We start from the raw sequence: 17,646 nt of genomic DNA on the forward strand, positions 1-17,646 counted from the left end.
GCGTTTAACCCAAGCGTAAAGACTATGAGTCGTTGTCCCTAAGCGGTTGGCGACATCAGCCACACTATGACCTTTTTCAGTGATCTGTTTTACTGCTTCAATTTTGAATTCTTCTGGATATCTTTTGCTGCTCATAAGCACCTCTCTGCTAGTCATTTTGTCTAACTAAAAGGTGTCTATCAAGTCGGTGGCTATTCATTCTTCTGTAACATCCCTTGCTATTTTGATTACTCTTACTACGTTTCCCGTTTCGTCTTGAACAGGGAAATAGTCAGCAGAAATATAAAGAGGTGAACCGTCTTTTCTTACTCTTTCAAATACACCACTTCGACTCTTACCAGCTCTTAAATCTTCCCAGTGTTGTTGGTATTCAGAACCGGAACTGAGAGATTTTGAACAAAAGATTGAATGATGTTTACCCTCAATTTCTCCGAATTCATATCCGACAGTATTACAGAACAAATCATTAGCAAAAGTAATAATACCCTGAGGGCTGAACATTATACATGCAGTGTACTTGGTAATAGCAGTCATGTTTAATTTAAAGTCGTGTAAAGAGTCACTATCTACTTCTGCAGTAGGCACATCCTTTGTTTTACTGAACCACATATATTTCCTCCCAAGCTTGTGATAGAGATAAGCTTTCGATATTTTTAGCTTCTAGATCACAAAGAATTCTAATTAATTTTTGAATTAGCTTAGTTGGATTAAAGTCTAGACTACATAAAAGTCAAATCCCCAAATCCATCATTTGCAGTTGAATTGGACTACCGTCACGCTCCTCTAGTGAATCAATTCATGCAGGTTGTACGAAAAAATAAATGGCTAAGATAGTTAGAAAAAAACCTCCCAAACATGGGAGGTGCGTCAGGAAAGAGAGAAAACTCTACGCTAAGGATGGTTAACTTTATAAACAAATATAGTTTATGCGTTTACATTCGTAAAGAAACTCGAGTGGAGAGCCTTGCTTGTTACATAAGAACATTCACCCTAATACCATTCGATTTCGGGCAATTTCTCAAATTCTGGCTTAGCAAAAAGAAAACCTTGCATCAGTTCGACTCCTGCGTTCTTAAACCACTCATATTCTTCTTTTGTTTCTACGCCCTCAGCCAGAGGCGTCACGGATAGCTCTTTCAACGAAAGAATACAGTGCAAAAGAATACTCTGACGAGCCCTGTGAGAGTCTACTCCTCTAATTAAGCCCATATCCAACTTCACTATGTTAGGTTGAAAGTCTGCCAATAAATTTAATCCTGCATACCCAGCACCGAAATCATCAATAGCGGTCCTAAATCCTAGCGCTTGATAACAATCGATAATCTCTAAAATACGTTTACTATCATCGATTCGCTCCGTTTCCGTAAACTCAAACAAGATTCTGTCCGTTGGGAAACCATACTGATTAGCGGCCGCAAGTGACGTACGAATAAAACGTCTAGGGCTATATAGCATTAGGCATAAAGTTAATGCTTAAGATTGAAGTCATCTTAAGGTGAGCAGCTAGAGCGATTGCTTTAACTCGACACAGTTGATCAAAGATATATCGATTCTCATCATTAACTTGCGATAATACCCAAGAAGCAGGCTCATTATTCAGGCCGCGTACGAGGGCTTCATAACCAAAAACCGTTTGGGTACTGACATTAACAATCGGCTGAAAGGCCATCGAAAAATCAAAGGATAACTCAAGGCCTTGCTGGCACTGATGACAGGGCATCTTAATCTCACATCGAGTACGGTCTTCGCTCAATTTATTTTCCCTTTGCAATCTCAGTCATTAAATGGGCATACTCTTGTTTTGCTTCTATGTACTTCGCGTTAATGATATCGTCCTGGCAAGCATCGCCTCGTCTTGCTTCTGTCTCAATCTCCGACATAATTTCTCTCAGTGTCGTACCACCAATATCACCACATAGACCTTTCAATTTGTGGCTCCACTGCGCAATAGCCTCGACATCATGCTCACTGATGACAGACTCCAGTTTATTCATGTAGTCTGCAGAAGATGCCTCAAATATCGAGACTATTTTGGCAAATAGTGCCTCATTGCCATTCATGCGTTTTAATGCACTGTCTCTGTCCCATCCTGCGTATTGTGACTCTCGTAGTTCATTATTCATAGGAGCCTCCAGTTTCTGTTTTGAATGGCGTTTTGATTTCGTCCAGCGTAATAGTTTTTCACACAAAATATTGGAATCAACAGGCTTGGTGATGTAGTCGCTCATGCCATGAGCTAGACACTTTTCCTTTTCACCTGAAAACGCATTCGCTGTCATCGCGATAATCGGCACCGATGCCGTGTGATAACGACTGTGGTTGAACCGAAGCTCTTTAGCGCACTGATAACCGTCCATAATGGGCATCTGGCAATCCATTAAAATGCAATCAAACGGACTTCCCGCATCGGCGTTAGCTTCAATAATCTCGAGCGCTTGTTTCCCATCGTTCGCGCTAAATACATCTGCCCCCCAAGTCTCTAAAAATCCTCTTGCTACCTCTCTATTAATCTCATTGTCATCAACCACTAAAATCCTAATGCCAGAAAAATCGGCATTGCCCTGTTTCGTTATACTATCCTGTTTAACATTTCGCTCAGCTTTGAAGTTTGTCTTTCCTAACAAGGTATTAAGCAAATCGGAGCTAATTATGGGTTGGGAAAGGATAGTCACTTCACCGTCACGATAATCAATCGTATGCGGGGGGAGATGTGTGTCTGAACTGAGCTTAATAATATTAAGTTGGGGGGTAGATTGACCTAACTGCATTAAGGTTTCGTAATGCAAATAGTCTTCCTCTATAATTAATGCATTCAATTGAGTAATCAATTCAATATCAGGCTTTAATAGACTCACCGCTTGACCGCCCCAATCCTCAATCATACGACTTAATGAAACGTCTAACGTGTCACTATGAACTGCGATCCCCACACGTTTTGAATCTAATACGCGGTTTTGAGTGCTCAGTTCACAGCCCTCAGAGGACATATCAATATAAAAATAAAAGTGGCTTCCTTCCCCTTGTTTTGACTCAAACCCAATCGAACCATGCAGAAGTTCACACAACTGCCGAGAGATCGACAATCCCAGGCCGGTCCCCCCAAATTTCGTCGCCGTGTCCGAGGCTTCCTGAGAGAAGGGTTGAAATAAACGGTGCTGATTTTCTTGAGCAATCCCAATCCCGGTATCAAAGACATCAACATTCAATCTTACCGTTGTTTCCTCGATCAGTTGGGTGGCGGCAACGACTCTAATCGCACCGTCATTGGTAAATTTTGTTGCATTATTCAATAAATTATTGATAATTTGCTTTAGCCTATTCGGGTCAGAGGTAACAGTCTGATAACTGATCCCCGTCGTATCGACTTCAACAGCTAAGTTTTTTTCATGCGCTTTAACCGAACACGACTGCACCATTATTTCAATCACATCTTTTGGAGAAAACCGTTGATGGTGGACTTCCAGTTTCCCGGATTCTATCTTCGACAAATCAAGAATGTCGTTAATCAGAACCGCTAAGGTATTGACGCTATTTTCCGCCATGGTCAGGTATTTGTCCTGAGCCGCGGTTATCGATTCATTCCTAACGAGGCTTAATGTCCCGACCATTCCATTAAGTGGGGTCCTCATTTCATGACTAATAGTAGAAATGAAGTTGCTCTTTGCCTGACTGGCCTCCATCGCTCTTTTATGGGCCACCTCCAGTTCTTCTGCGTGGCGCTTTAACTCATGAGTACGCTCACTCACTTTTTGTTCTAACTCCTGGTTGTGCTGCTTTAACTGCGCCTCAGCTAACACATCGGAGGTGACATCTCTTATTGTAATGACATAGGATTCGAGCATTCTTAATGACGCGGTCAACACTGGCGATATACGCAGTTCAACATGAATTAACACGTCTCCCTTCGAAGATATGGAGTCCTTAAACGTGAAACTGCTTTTACTTTTTTGTACCTCTTTGATTTTCAGTCCAAGGTTCTCATTCTCTAAATACAGAACCTCGACCAGAAGTTGATTAACTGCAGAGAAGTAAGGCACTCCTAACATTTGAGTTGCAGCATTATTCCAAGTACTAATTTTCCCATTAGACTTAATTCCTATTACAGCATCAGAAGCGCTATCAACAATAGCCTGAAAGGTCGAATTGGCCTTATTGAGTTTCATGCTGGCAGCATAAGAACGATAGAAAACGCCGACAAAAACCACAATGACCAGAATGGATATCCCCGCAAAAAATGCTATTTCATAACGTCGGCCATTAATGACCTCATCCACTTTCCCTTTACTAATAACACCGATGAGATGGAGTTTTTGGTCAACATTAGTGCCAAGAGTAAATGCTCTTTGTGTTGCGTACCACACCTCATCTGCATGTTGCTTATGCTGTAACAATATCATTTTACTCATAGTTGCAGGCATTGTTCGATATTGGGAGTTAAGTGTGATATCGGGAGCAAGTTGCTCAGTAAATTCTATATCGTCAGACGAATTAATGATGAAATGGCCGTGCTCATCAATCAACCAGACTCCATCGATTAAATCATCTTTTTGCGAAAGGCCACTAAGTAATTCCGATGCGTCAAAATTGATAATTAGAAACCCAAAACGTTGACCGGATTCATAAAAGATAGGCATAGAAACTCTGAATGTCGGCTGCAAAGGGTACACAATTTTTCCGTGCTCACGGTTTAGGTTGATGGCGCCAACAAGGACTTCATCAGGTGCAAGGGCTTTTGCGTATTGATAATACGGCTCTTCCTTTTTATTTTGTAGACGAACTTGGGGCATCACAACAACTCGTCCCCCATTGCGGTCGACACGAAGAAACTCGTCGCCATCATCTTGGACCGAGATAAGACGTAACTGCCGAACATCGGCATTGTTCTCTATGAATGACTTAAAAATCACCGATAAGCGTGCTTTCCATTGAGTCAGTGATGTATTGTCGTCCGGATCAATCCCACCGCTCGCCAAAGCTCGAGTAATGCCACTAATTGGCGGTGTAGAGTGTAAAAACTTGATCGCATCAATGTCGTGCGCAATCTCTGATTGAAACAAGCGGACTTTTTCAGCTGTCTCTGACTCTAGTGTGGAGTGGGTTTTAGATAAAATTTCGTTCGTAGAATATTGACTGTAGAGATAGGTCACGTAGATGGACAGTAACAAGGACACAAAAAAGGCACCCCACCCAAACACTCTCGTCATAACGCCCTCCTAATGAGCTACAATTCGTTGACCACAAATTGGTTTCGTCCCTTTTCTTTTGCTTCGTAAAGTAACTTATCGGCAACGTCGAGTGTGCCTTTAATGTCGAGTGAAATATGGGATGGGTGAACGGCGACGCCACCGACACTAAGGGTGACTCGTCCAAATTCGGACTGATTGTGTGGGATGTCACACGCCTTAATTGCGCTTTGAATTTTATTTATCACCAGCTCACAGCCTCTACTGTCCGTTCCAGGCAACAGAACCACAAATTCTTCACCACCATAACGGTAGACCTTATCTGTTATTCGCAGAAGGGATTGTTTAATCGCGCAAGAAATTCGAATTAAGGCATCGTCACCTTCCACATGCCCATATTCATCATTAAACTTTTTGAAGTAATCTACGTCTGCTATCAAAAAACTCATCGGCTCTTTATTACGGATGCACTGCCCAGCTATTAAATCATAATCATTATCCAAAGCGCGTCGATTAGGGATGGAAGTCAGACCATCACGCATCGTTAGAGAGGTTAAAAGTTCCGTTTTTAGCTTGTGTAAAATATGAGTTCGAACTCGATGCGTTAATGTCGCAAAGTTTACGGGTTTATGAATAAAATCGACCGCGCCACATTCCCAACAGTGAATCTGCGTTTCATCATCTTCAATGGATGTCACAAAGATGACAGGAACCTTTTTTAGTATTGGCGAGGCCTTAAGAATCGCGCACACTTCCCAGCCATTCATATCTTCCATCATAATATCGAGCAAAATAAGATCAGGGGACTTCAACGCCGCCATCTTCATTGCTTCCTGACCATTTTCGGCCAAGTAAACGGTAAAATCCGCACTCAAACATTCACGCATCACTTCTCGGTTGATGAGTTCATCATCGACAACTAACACTGACGCCTTTTTGAATCGAATTTCTAATTCATCGTGCACGGGATATCCTTTTTTCGGTGCGATGTATCTTATTGACTATAATCGTTAATGCATATCATTTGACTATAGTCTACGATTAAATTAAGAACAATGATAATTGAGTCAATATTTAAACTGCAGAGTTGGCAATTCATGGACTTAAACAAAATAACAAACGACCCGGTTACCATTCTGATGGTTGACGATGAACAAAGTAACCTTCTTCTCATGGAAGAGGCTTTGGCAGGACTGGGGACCCTTATTTCTACGACCGACCCATTAGACGCTTTGAGCCTTGCATTCGAGCATCAACCTCAAATTACAATATTGGACGTAGACATGCCCAATATGAACGGTCATGAATTATGTCGTCATTTATTGAATAATCCCCACACAGCCAATACGTCAGTGATGTTCGTCACATCTCACACTGAAACCAGTGTGGAACACGCCTCATTATCTTGCGCCGCAGTCGATTTCATTACGAAACCGATTGATTTGAACCTTTGCCGCTTAAGAGTGAATAATCAGTTACAATTGCGTTTAAAATCCGACGCTCTGGCCGTAGCAAAAAAAGAGATGCAGGACCTACTCGCACAAATCCCGGTCTTTGTCTCTTACTGGTCGCTCGATTGGCAACTGCGGTTTTGCAACGATTATTCCGGGGACTGGTTCGGTTTCTCTTGCCTCGACAAGCAATCTCAAGCGCTTAGCGCTCTAATGCCGGATAAACTCGTTAAAGATATAGAAATGCACTGTCAATCTTCCAGTGATATCGAGTTTCGCTATGAAGACAAACAAAGTGTAGCGCGTCGCTTCTATCATATCCATGTGACTCGTCGAACCGAAAACAACACACCAATTGGGTATTTACTCACAGCTGTCGATATCACGCATATTATTAAAGCCAAACAAGCACTCAGAGAGGAAAAAGAGTGGCTTAAGGTAACCCTTGATTCTATCGGCGATGCAGTAATCGCGACCGATATTGAAGAGAGGATTACCTTTATGAATCCTATATCGGAAAGAATGACCGGTTGGTCTTTTAGTGACGCAAAAGGGCTAAGTATTGAACAAGTCATGAACTTGAGCGATGCCACAACGGGGCATAAGAGTATTAGTCCGATCCATATGGCTTTAAAGGAAAAACGAACCGTCGCGATGGCGCTTAATTGCCAGTTAACGTCATTATCAGGTCAAACGTATCGCGTGGAAGATTCAGCAGCGCCGATTCGCGATGCAAAAGGAAACGTCATTGGCGCTATTATTGTCTTTCATGATGTTAGCGAAACCGTCGCAATGTCAGTAAAAATGAGTCATCTAGCCAATCATGACCCCCTCACAGACCTGCCTAACCGGGTCTTACTCCACGATAGAATAACCAACAACATTCGCGTTGCCCAGACGCAGCACCACAGAGTCGCTATGTTTCTCATTGATATTGATAATTTCAAATACATTAATGATGCTCAGGGACATCACGTAGGTGACCTACTTATTAAGCAAATTGCCCAACGACTGTTACAATTCTGTCTCCCAGGTTATACGTTAGCTCGTGCAGGAGGAGACGAATTTGTTATCTTAATCGATAATATTCATCACGTAGGCTTAGTCGATTCGATGGCCACAGAAGTCCTACTGGCTATTCAAAAACCGTTTCAAATTGAAAACCGAGAAATTAAAGTGACGGCCAGTATGGGGGTCAGTCTTTTCCCTGATGACGCGAACTCGGAAGAGAAGCTCTTGCGCTATGCCGACACCGCCATGTATCGCGCTAAACAACAAGGTAAGAATCATCATTGTTTCTTCTCTCAGGAATTGGAATCCGAATTATTAAATCGCCATCAAATTGAACTGTTATTGCGACATGCTCTGGAAGAAAATGCGCTTGAAGTCCATCTTCAACCACAATATGAACTCCCGTCTGGAAAACTGTGCAGTTGTGAAGCTCTCGTTCGTTTAAGAGATCCCCTATCTAAAAAGCTGATTTCTCCAATCGAGTTTATACCTATTGCGGAAGATTGTGGCCTGATTAATCAATTAGGCCATCAGGTGCTAGAGAAAAGCTGTACGATGGCAAAGCAACTGCTTGTCGAGGGATATCCCATGCGCATCGCCGTCAATGTTGCAGCCAAGCAATTCACGAATTCGCATTTTGTCCAAGAGGTACAACAAACGTTGGCCTCGTTAAACCTTCCAAGCGAATATCTCGAATTGGAAGTCACAGAGAGCGCTTTGATGAATGATTTTATGGAAACGCAGGCGATGTTAACTAAGCTTAAGTCACTGGGTATTTCTATAGCGATTGATGACTTCGGTACGGGGTATTCGAGTTTGTCTTACCTCAAATCTTTTCCTATCGACATACTCAAAGTGGACCGTTCATTTGTGAGTGACATGACGAAAGACAACCAAAGCCTAAATATAGTCAAAACCATCATTCACCTGGCTCAATCATTAGATCTTCACATCATCGCCGAAGGTATCGAAACACAGGAAGAAAAGGAAATGTTACATCAATTGGGCTGTCAAATGGGGCAAGGCTATTGGTATTCGAAACCTGTCCCATTTGATGAGTTTAAGCAATTGTTGCGCAACACCGCTAAAAAATAGTGCATTAACAAAGCAGTGATCCGATAGCGTAAAAATAACCCAGCCTAGCATTCTAAGGAAATGATATGTTTTTTAATAAAAATAAAAAATCAGCACAACACAGACAAGACCTAGAAGAGCTTGATGCTCTGAAGCAGATCCATGAAGGCCTAACGGAGGAAATCATCAACTTCACCTTAGATAGTCAAGGCATCGTTTTGTCAGTCAACCCTCTTTATGAGCAACATCTAGGCATTTCATCACAAGAATTACGAGGCAAGCCATTTATCGAACTGGTGCCACCTGTCGCTCAAAACTCACCACACTTTCTCAAAATGAAAGAGTCCATTAGTCAAGGGAAGCATTGGCATGGTGCAATTGAGACGCTTGATAGTGAGGGAAACAGTGCATGGCTGCGGGCAATAATCCACCCAATCCAAGCGAAAGACGGTAAGATACTAAAATACAGCGTATTCGCAAATGAATTAACAGAAACTATTCAAACGTCTAGAGAGAATGAGGATTTGCTAAATGGCCTCGATCGTTCCATGGCGATTATTGAGTTTTCACTCGATGGCACCATTTTAGATGCTAATCATAACTTCCTGAACACAGTGGGTTACAATATTGAAGAAATTAAAGGCCGACATCATAGAATGTTTTGTTCTTCGGAGTTGGTCAACTCGATTGAATATCAACAGTTCTGGCATCAACTATCCGCGGGGGAATTTGTTTCGGGTCGATTTAAACGCATAGATCACTATGGGAATACCCTATGGTTGGAAGCCTCCTACAATCCAATTCATAATGAACGGGGGGAATTGTATAAAGTCGTTAAATTTGCTACGGACATTACCGAGCAAATCCGTCAGGAACGAGCCGCTTCTGAAGCAGCACAATTAGCCAGTGAAATATCCGAGTCGACAAGAAAGCAAACCTTAGAAGGCAAAGAAACCATTGAGTCTACGATAGCCAATATGGAAATGCTGTCGACACAAATGAATCAAGCCAGTGACGAAATTACTGCGCTGAATGCGCATTCAAAGAAAATCAATGATCTTGTCGAAAGCATTAAAGGGATAGCTGACCAAACGAATTTGTTAGCGTTAAACGCCGCCATTGAAGCCGCTCGCGCTGGGGAACAAGGAAGAGGTTTTGCTGTCGTGGCCGATGAAGTGAGACAATTAGCCTCAAGGACGAATGCTACAACACTCGAAATCGTCTCAATGGTATCTGAAAACGTTTCTCAAACAGAGTCGACTGTGAATCTAATATCTAAGTATCAGGCTCAAACGCAGGAAACACTTTCTTATTCAGGTCGAGCTGGACAAGTAATACAAGAAATAGAGCAAGGAGCGGACAAAGTCAGTCAGGCGATACAACAACTTAAACAGAATTGATGAATTAACCACTTTATCAACTCACTTTACAGCCTAGGGCCAATTATGAAGACAAGCCATGAAATAACACTCGTCGACAGTATTCAACAAGCCAGTCGCCTCATTAAAATGATGGACATAACATTAGTCGACAGAGCAAAAAAAATAGCCCAAAACCACGAAAAACATAAAGAATTAGGCAAGAAAGTCGAGCATATCTCTCAATACCTTAATCGTGTCATTGCCTCCTCAGCACAATACAGTCAATCAGAGTGTGATGCTTTATTTAAGGAGCAGAAAGAAATTATTGAAATGATCCGACACGGGGCGGATATACAAATGCAGGAAGAACTTGATTTCATTATTTCGCTACAAATGCAGTTGCAGGCTCTTATTAGTTTTATTGCAGAATTTACACACGAACTAACCCACCTTCCATCAGGAGAAATAGATTGAGTGAATTTAAATCGATACTTGACAGCAATATACTCGATGAATCCGTTTTTTATAATTATTCCATGAACGTTCGATACTGATTTTTTCTAGACAGGCATGCTAATCGATTCCACGAATCTATATGATTAATTTGTATTAATTACCAAAATTATACTACTGTTTCATATTATGAAGGATTATAGATAGGGATCGAAACCTTTATGAGTTTGTCCGTAAACCGCCGCCAATTTCTTCGTTCACTTGGAGCTGGAGCTGCTGCTTCAGCAATTGCTATCAAAGCGCCGTATGTTTACGCAAAAAAAACAGTGACTCTGCGGGTAATGGGTACACACGTTACTTTGCAAGAGGAACTTCGAAAACGTGCGATGCAAGAGCTGGGAATTAACTTAGAGTTTACTCCCATGGGAGATGCAGCATTATTGCAAAGAGCCGCAACCGATCCGAGTTCTTTTGACCTGTATGAGCACTGGTCTGATTCGATTAATATTCTTTGGCAGGCGGGGACAATCAAACCAATCGACGTTGATAGATTGAAGTATTGGAATGAGATCAATAATCTCACCAAAACGGGCAAATTGACAGAAGATGCACGCGTTGGTGCGGGTGATGCGCCCAATAAGATTATTTTTATCCAACCCGATGGTTCGCTCGGTCCAACCCCCTCCAATCAATTAAGTTTTATGCCATACGTCCATAATGTGGATTCTTTTGGATACAACACACGTTATATTGAAAAAGGTGATGCGTATATTACCGAGTCTTGGTCTTGGCTATTAGATGAAAACAATAAAGGGAAAGTCGCACTTATCAACGCGCCCACTATTGGCATTTTCGATGCAGCCCTTGCCGCACAAGCCCAAGGACTAATAACATTTAATGACATCGGTAATATGAGTCTATCCGAAATAGATCACTTATTTAATATTCTGCTACTCAAGAAGCGACAAGGACATTTTGCAGGGTTTTGGACGTCAGTACCTCAATCGGTTGATTTTATGACAACAGAGCGAGTCCATATCCAAAGTATGTTTTCTCCCGCCGTCAGTGCATGCAAGGGGCAAGGCGTCCCTGTGGTGTATACTGCGCCAAAAGAAGGTTACAGAGCCTGGCATGGCGTAATGTGCTTATCATCCAATGTTTCTGGTTACGTTCAGGATGCCGCTTACGACTATATGAATTGGTGGCTTTCTGGGTATCCGGGCGCATTTATCGCTCGACAAGGGTACTACATATCAAATCCACAACGGAGTCGTGATCTCATGTCTAAAGATGAATGGGATTATTGGTATGCAGGTAAAGAAGCGAGAACGGATCTAAGAGGAACAGACGGAAATATATCGATTCAAGCGGGTGACGTAAGACATGGAGGGAGCTACATAAAGCGCTTATCTAATATCGCCGTTTGGAACACCGTCATGCAAAACTACGACTACAGCCTGGACAAATGGTACGAATTACTTAACGCATAAGGTGACCACTTGTTTCACATCATTATACGATCAATCGTCGCTAAAATAATATTAGCGCTCAGCTTTCTGGTCCTCACGATTGCTGGTAGTTACCTCGTTATGGCTCAACGCCTGGCGACAATTCAGTCTGCGATGAATAATGTAACAGACATTAGTAGCTATACAACGTCGATTATCAGTATCAACAAAGAACTGGTTGAAATGCAAAGAGATATCTCTGTGTTTAGTGCTTCAGGCAGTCAGAGTGTGTTTGAAAAAATCGATGATAATTTGCTAACGCTTCAAACACGACTTCAAACACTATCTGAAAGTAACGTCACGCCAGAAGAGCGTCTTTATGTGGCTTCAATGAATGAGCTGGTTTCCCGTTTTGAGGATAACTTATCGGTGTTAGCGTCGCTCTATCAGTTAAGGTCGACGTTAATCAACACGGAGCTAGAGTTAATATATCAAGAGTCGATTTCTATACTGGACTCAATGGGAAAGGAATCTAAAAGCGCGGAGCAAAAACTTATTATCGTTGAAAAATCCAATGACTGGCACACGGTACACAGAAGCGCTTGGTTATTCTTAACTAAAAAAGACTTTTCCAAAAAGCGAGCAGTAACGTCCATGCTACAACGTATGGCTATCAGACCAATAGATATTCCCAGTGAAAAAGGTTCTCTACTCACAAAATTAGCAAAAGAATATCAAGTGACTTTTACTAAAAGTGTCCAAGCTAATCGCAACTATTTAACATTAATTAACGTCGTTATGGCAGGAGATGCCATCGAGTTCAGTACACAAGCGAATAAACTCAAAGATTTGTCAATGTCTCGACTTACAGAGATAAAGAAAACTGGAGAAACAAGTATTCAGACTTCGGAATGGATACTGAGTATGTTAAGTATCATTTCAGTTATCTACTTAATTGTATTAGCTGTTTTTTTTCACCTTCATATCGCCAAAGCGATCACCCGATTAACTGGAAGCTTCAGGAACTTTCTTCGGGGGAATTTATCTGCAACAGTAAGTGACACACAAAGGCAGGATGAAATTGGTTTGCTTGCAGAAGCGGCCAGTCGCTTTAGGGACATGAGCAATGACTTACAGAAAGCAAAACAAACCGCTGAGCACACAACGAAAATAAAATCCGAATTTTTAGCTAATATGAGTCACGAAATTCGGACTCCGATGAATGGCATCTTGGGGATGGCCTGGCAATTAGCCAACACGTCACTATCCGAAAAACAAATACGGATGCTAGATATTATTCAATCTTCAGGACAGAGTTTACTTGTCATAATCAATGATATTTTAGACTTAAGTAAAATTGAAGCGGGTAAGATTGAACTTGAAAATCGCCCCGTGAATTTACAATCTCTTTGTAACGAGTTGGAATTGTTGTTCCAGAATCAGGCCAAGGCAAAAAGTATCCATTTAAAAGTGACAATTTCAGAAGAGGATGTCATTTGGTTCAATGGTGATGAAACTCGAATTAAACAGGTGTTAATGAATTTGATTGGTAATGCGATAAAATTCACCGAACATGGTCATGTTTGTCTTAATGTTAAAGCGGAAAACGTAACTGATAAGAAAATTAAACTGACGTTTAGCGTCACCGACACGGGTATAGGTATTGAGCCTGAAAAGATAACCACATTATTTGAAGCCTTCTCTCAGGCAGACACATCAATTACTCGAAAATACGGTGGGACAGGACTTGGCCTAACAATTACAAGCAAACTGCTCTCCCTGATGAATGCGCCCCTCCATGTTGATAGCCAGATTAACCAAGGCTCTTGCTTCTACTTTATTCTTGAAACCCAAAGAGATGTAAAAGTTGAAAATTCTGCTACTAATTATCGAAATGATACAGCGAACGCTCCTAATTTAGCGCTATCCCACCTCAATGTGTTAGTTGCAGAAGATAATGAAATCAACCAAGTTGTTATCGAGGGCCTCCTCAACAATCTTAACATCACGAATGTTGTATTGGTGGAGAACGGTGAGAAAGCAGTTAAGCAGTGTCAAGAAGAGAATTTTGACCTAATTTTTATGGATATGCAGATGCCTATCTTGGATGGTATTCAGGCTACAATTCAAATTAGAGGGCTTCCCGACTATAAATCGACGCCAATTGTAGCTCTGACAGCAAATGTGCTTGAGAATGATAAGCAGCTTTGTTTTAGCGTGGGAATGAATGACTTTCTGGCAAAACCAGTTGACTTCAAGCATCTCGAACAAGTTGTTCAAAAGTTGGCACCCTGCAGTCACACTTAATTCTAGACAACGTTGCGTACTGTCGAAGCAAAACAATGCGAGGCGCTCGCCTTTGGCCCCTATGCCAATCTCGAAGAATTATTGGTAGTGAGGAAACACTACCAACTGATGGGAAATGCAGTCTCACCTTGGTTCGTCGCAGAAAACAAAAGCGAGGCTAAACAAAATCTCATTTCTATGGCCCTGTATTCTGCGTGAACTCGCCATACCATTAAAAGTGCGCGAAGAATCAAACCCTCTTAGTCAGCAACTGGGAGGATATTCTCGTTTGCATAAAAAGACGTTGGCTGTGAAATCCATTCATACACCATCAAATGACTTTGCTCGTAATCAAGACTGCCGCATAAGGTCACTGTTTCCTGTGTCTTGGCGTTATAACCAGAAAATGAAAAACTCTGCGCCATCCAAGAATCGACGTAGGTATCTATAAAACCTAAAAGCGAGATCGTGTCTTTTCCCTGCGACAAAGTACCTAGCGTGAGTCCAGATGCGGCATCGGTCTGCTCTAACGTTAACGATGTGGATGTATTTTCCCAGATACCTGACAGAGGTTGAGACTGAATGGGTTCCACAATACTCTTTGAAAAATACTGTTTTATATCGACACGATGAGATGCGCTTTGCTGAGTAAAAACCAACTCATCAATGTAGTTACCCTGCTGATACTGGTCGAGGGGGACAGAGACAACAATGCAGTTTTCTAACGTCATTTGCCTATTACTTAATAGTTGCCCGCTCATCGAGCCAGACCAATGCCAGCTTTCATCATAGTCATCCCCCTCAATATTTCGCCAGAAAATTGAAAAAGAAACACTTTGTCCCTTTTGCTGCGTCGGAGGCTGGTCAGATGCGTTACCCACTAATAAATAGACGCCCGTTGAGCCGGTATGGGAGCGATACATTCCATAAATTTGGTTATCAATACACAGTAAGTCCATGGTTGAACCATAGCTATTTCCCCAAGTACCATCGAGAGAGTGACTCATTATTGACCTCCTTAACGACTAAAAATGGCGGCAGGTTTGCTTTGTTTATTCGAAATAATCGGATAGTCACCGGGTTTGTTAAATATCCACATCCCCACTGGAGACAAGTCGTTACTCTCATCCCACTGATATTCATAAACAGTATAAAGGTGGTCCATTAAGACAGAACCAACCAGTAACATACCATCGGCACCTTCAAGTCCTTTAAACTGCGATAGGGTTTGCCCTGCTTGTTCTCCCGCTTCGATGTAGCACTGATAGATAGATGCTGGCACGGTAAGTTCGGTGTAAGACTTACCCGCGGTATCGCTGAGAGTGATAACCACGCTGTCCGTTGAGTCCTTTGTCAGTTCGTACATCTTCGTCAATACGGTATTATCACCTTTAAATTGAGATGACCCGCTATCGAGAGCGAAGAAAAGTTGAGTTCCAACGGGAGCACTTCCTTGCAACCCAATACTGGCATTCGGTGTACTCCAGAGATAGCTGGCCTCTGCTTGGTAACATTCCCATGGCAAAAAAACATAGTCTAATGAGTTGGAATAGGATTCATCCAAAAGACCAAATCCTACGTACCCTTCACTATCCTGAGTTAGAAATGACATGTAAGGACAATCTCGACTGACAATTCCCGCGTTGATTAGGCGTAAGAAGAAATCAAACTCTTCGGTACTGTTATTGCGTTTTTGATAAAAACGAAAGGGATTCGTGTGAGACACTTCTGATGATACTTGGTGGCTCCCCAGACCAATTCCACCGTCCCAATCAAGCTGCTCAAATTCTGGTGATTGATAACCTTTAACTAAAAGAAGGTCACATCGCATCTTGAGCGTTGTTGCCCCCCCAATAGTCAGTACATCGGACCCCAGCTCGGCTTGCATCGTCCCCCACGGACCAAATGACACATTTTGTGTCTCGTCACTTATCCATTCGAATGAGGCCGACTGATCGATTTGAAACTGTTGCCCAGCGTAATGTTGGCAGCCATCAGATCCACACAAGGATGATGTGACCCAGTTGAAGTTACTACCCGTATCAAAACAGAAATAGAGAGGTTGAGGAGGAGAGCCAACACCCATAATACAATACCACGGTGTTGCACCATTATTCTGAAAAGGTCCCCGATTGAGGGTTGCAATAAGCCCTTTTGCGCCAATCCCTGACATGGCTATACCTAGTTTAATGTGAGTCTTATTGAATAAACTATCATTAAAAATCACAGAAAACTAGCGAGTTATATCTAAAAGCTAAGGTTTAGATTTCGCTGTGAGCCAAGAGCCGCGTGACCTTTCAGTATCTTCGTACTGTAACTCTGGACGATACAACGACGTTTGATTACGGCCGTGCTCTTTAGAGTAATACATCGCCATGTCAGCCCGTGCAATAAGGTGTCTTGAATGAATATCTTGAGCAGACACTTCGGTAATACCACTGCTGATCGTGACTTTCACATCGTATTCATCAAGCGAGCACACATTCATCTCAATACGCTGACGTATTTTTTCCCCAACACTTAATGCGCTGGTTATATCCGAATCACGAAGGATGATAAGAAACTCTTCACCACCAAGACGTCCAATGCTGTCACTTCCTCGCAACTCCCCTTTAGCTAGTTTAACAACATATTGAATCACTTCATCACCGATAGGATGTCCAAGGGTATCATTGACGCGTTTAAAATTGTCGATATCGAACATAAGAAGAGAGAAAATCCGTCCAAATTGATGGTATTCGTCGATGGCGTCTTTAAGCTCCTGTGTTATTGAACGGCGATTCAGTATCTTGGTGAGTTCATCTACCTCCGATAACACTTTTAATCGCTGCTCAAGAACATGCTGTTGAGTGATGTTTTTTGCAATCCAAAGTACCGTTCTTTGGCTGTTGAACATAAGTGGGAGGGGTTTAATCGTTCCCTCGAACCAAATCTCCTGCGGATGCGGTACGTCAGCGGGCAGCTCTATCATGTCCGTCTCGCCAAACCGATATTTCACCTTCTGTGTCATATTCTCCGCTAAGGCTTTGGCGACAAATGACAAGAACATATCCGCCATCTCTGGCGGAACGATATCATGCAGAGTCCGGCCAATAAACGGCTTACAGTCAAATCCTGTTGCATTTTCGTCGCCACCAAACACATCAACATACACACCTGTTTCTGAAAAGACAAAGATATGGTCAGGTAAAGCATCTAAAATAGTAAAGTAGTGTTTATCATCGTCCATAATCTTATCGTCTCAAAGCGTCACTCGGCCGTCGTGGTATGGAATTTTCCTATCCCTTCAAACTCAAGTAAATTAATTTCGAGCTCAGCGCCAAAATAATGCAGTTTCACTTTGGGCACTCTACCCGACTCAATTTGCTTGCCAAATCTC

General features: G+C 42.1%; 11 protein-coding genes and 3 pseudogenes. 6 read left to right on the forward strand and 8 right to left on the reverse strand.

Features of this window, described 5'->3' with window-relative positions:
- The 5 genes and pseudogenes from EES38_RS21160 to EES38_RS21180 all read right to left on the reverse strand — a co-directional run.
- On the reverse strand, positions 1-135 hold a 135-nt coding region (locus EES38_RS21160; protein WP_148090384.1), incomplete at its 3' end, for a transposase.
- 60 nt (positions 136-195) lie between these two features.
- Positions 196-609 (reverse strand): PAS domain-containing protein, encoded by a 414-nt coding sequence (locus EES38_RS21165; RefSeq protein ID WP_124939206.1) that lies wholly within the window; start codon positions 607-609, stop codon positions 196-198.
- A 381-nt stretch (positions 610-990) separates the two neighbouring features.
- Positions 991-1,720, reverse strand: a pseudogene (locus EES38_RS21170) (EAL domain-containing protein).
- A gap of 34 nt (positions 1,721-1,754) precedes the next feature.
- Complete coding sequence (locus tag EES38_RS21175) at positions 1,755-5,204, reverse strand: PAS domain-containing hybrid sensor histidine kinase/response regulator family protein (protein ID WP_124939207.1); 3,450 nt, start codon at positions 5,202-5,204, stop codon at positions 1,755-1,757.
- 17 nt (positions 5,205-5,221) lie between these two features.
- The gene (locus EES38_RS21180) at positions 5,222-6,148 is read right to left on the reverse strand and encodes a diguanylate cyclase (protein WP_124939208.1); all 927 of its coding nucleotides are present in this window, start codon (positions 6,146-6,148) and stop codon (positions 5,222-5,224) included.
- Between the two features lie 132 nt (positions 6,149-6,280).
- On the opposite strand from EES38_RS21180, the gene EES38_RS21185 reads away from it, so the two are divergent.
- The 6 genes and pseudogenes from EES38_RS21185 to EES38_RS21205 all read left to right on the forward strand — a co-directional run bounded on the left by EES38_RS21185 (position 6,281) and on the right by EES38_RS21205 (position 14,288).
- Positions 6,281-8,740 carry an EAL domain-containing protein gene (locus EES38_RS21185; RefSeq protein WP_124939209.1) on the forward strand — a complete coding sequence of 820 codons (2,460 nt, stop codon included), beginning with the start codon at positions 6,281-6,283 and terminating at the stop codon, positions 8,738-8,740.
- A gap of 65 nt (positions 8,741-8,805) precedes the next feature.
- Positions 8,806-9,588, forward strand: a pseudogene (locus EES38_RS22965) (PAS domain-containing protein); the annotation flags it as partial.
- Between the two features lie 99 nt (positions 9,589-9,687).
- Positions 9,688-10,119 (forward strand): annotated as a pseudogene (locus tag EES38_RS22970) (methyl-accepting chemotaxis protein); the annotation flags it as partial.
- A 45-nt stretch (positions 10,120-10,164) separates the two neighbouring features.
- Positions 10,165-10,554, forward strand: a complete 390-nt coding sequence (locus EES38_RS21195; RefSeq protein WP_124939211.1) for a hypothetical protein — start codon at positions 10,165-10,167, stop codon at positions 10,552-10,554.
- Positions 10,555-10,754: 200 nt separating this feature from the next.
- The gene (locus EES38_RS21200; protein WP_124939212.1) at positions 10,755-12,023 is read left to right on the forward strand and encodes an ABC transporter substrate-binding protein; all 1,269 of its coding nucleotides are present in this window, start codon (positions 10,755-10,757) and stop codon (positions 12,021-12,023) included.
- A 9-nt stretch (positions 12,024-12,032) separates the two neighbouring features.
- Positions 12,033-14,288, forward strand: coding sequence for a hybrid sensor histidine kinase/response regulator (locus EES38_RS21205; protein WP_124939213.1), 2,256 nt, complete (start codon positions 12,033-12,035; stop codon positions 14,286-14,288).
- A 239-nt stretch (positions 14,289-14,527) separates the two neighbouring features.
- Here the strand turns inward: EES38_RS21205 and EES38_RS21210 are convergent, their stop codons facing one another.
- From EES38_RS21210 to EES38_RS21220, 3 genes are all read right to left on the reverse strand, one after another.
- Positions 14,528-15,274 carry an avidin/streptavidin family protein gene (locus EES38_RS21210; RefSeq protein ID WP_124939214.1) on the reverse strand — a complete coding sequence of 249 codons (747 nt, stop codon included), beginning with the start codon at positions 15,272-15,274 and terminating at the stop codon, positions 14,528-14,530.
- 11 nt (positions 15,275-15,285) lie between these two features.
- Entirely contained in the window at positions 15,286-16,440 is a 1,155-nt protein-coding gene (locus EES38_RS21215; RefSeq protein ID WP_124939215.1) for a pepsin-like aspartic protease, read from the reverse strand.
- An 81-nt stretch (positions 16,441-16,521) separates the two neighbouring features.
- Complete coding sequence (locus EES38_RS21220) at positions 16,522-17,496, reverse strand: sensor domain-containing diguanylate cyclase (protein WP_124939216.1); 975 nt, start codon at positions 17,494-17,496, stop codon at positions 16,522-16,524.
- Between the last annotated feature and the right edge of the window lie 150 nt (positions 17,497-17,646).

Source organism: Vibrio viridaestus (genome assembly GCF_003856525.1).
In the GTDB taxonomy this organism is placed as follows: Bacteria; Pseudomonadota; Gammaproteobacteria; order Enterobacterales; family Vibrionaceae; genus Vibrio; species Vibrio viridaestus.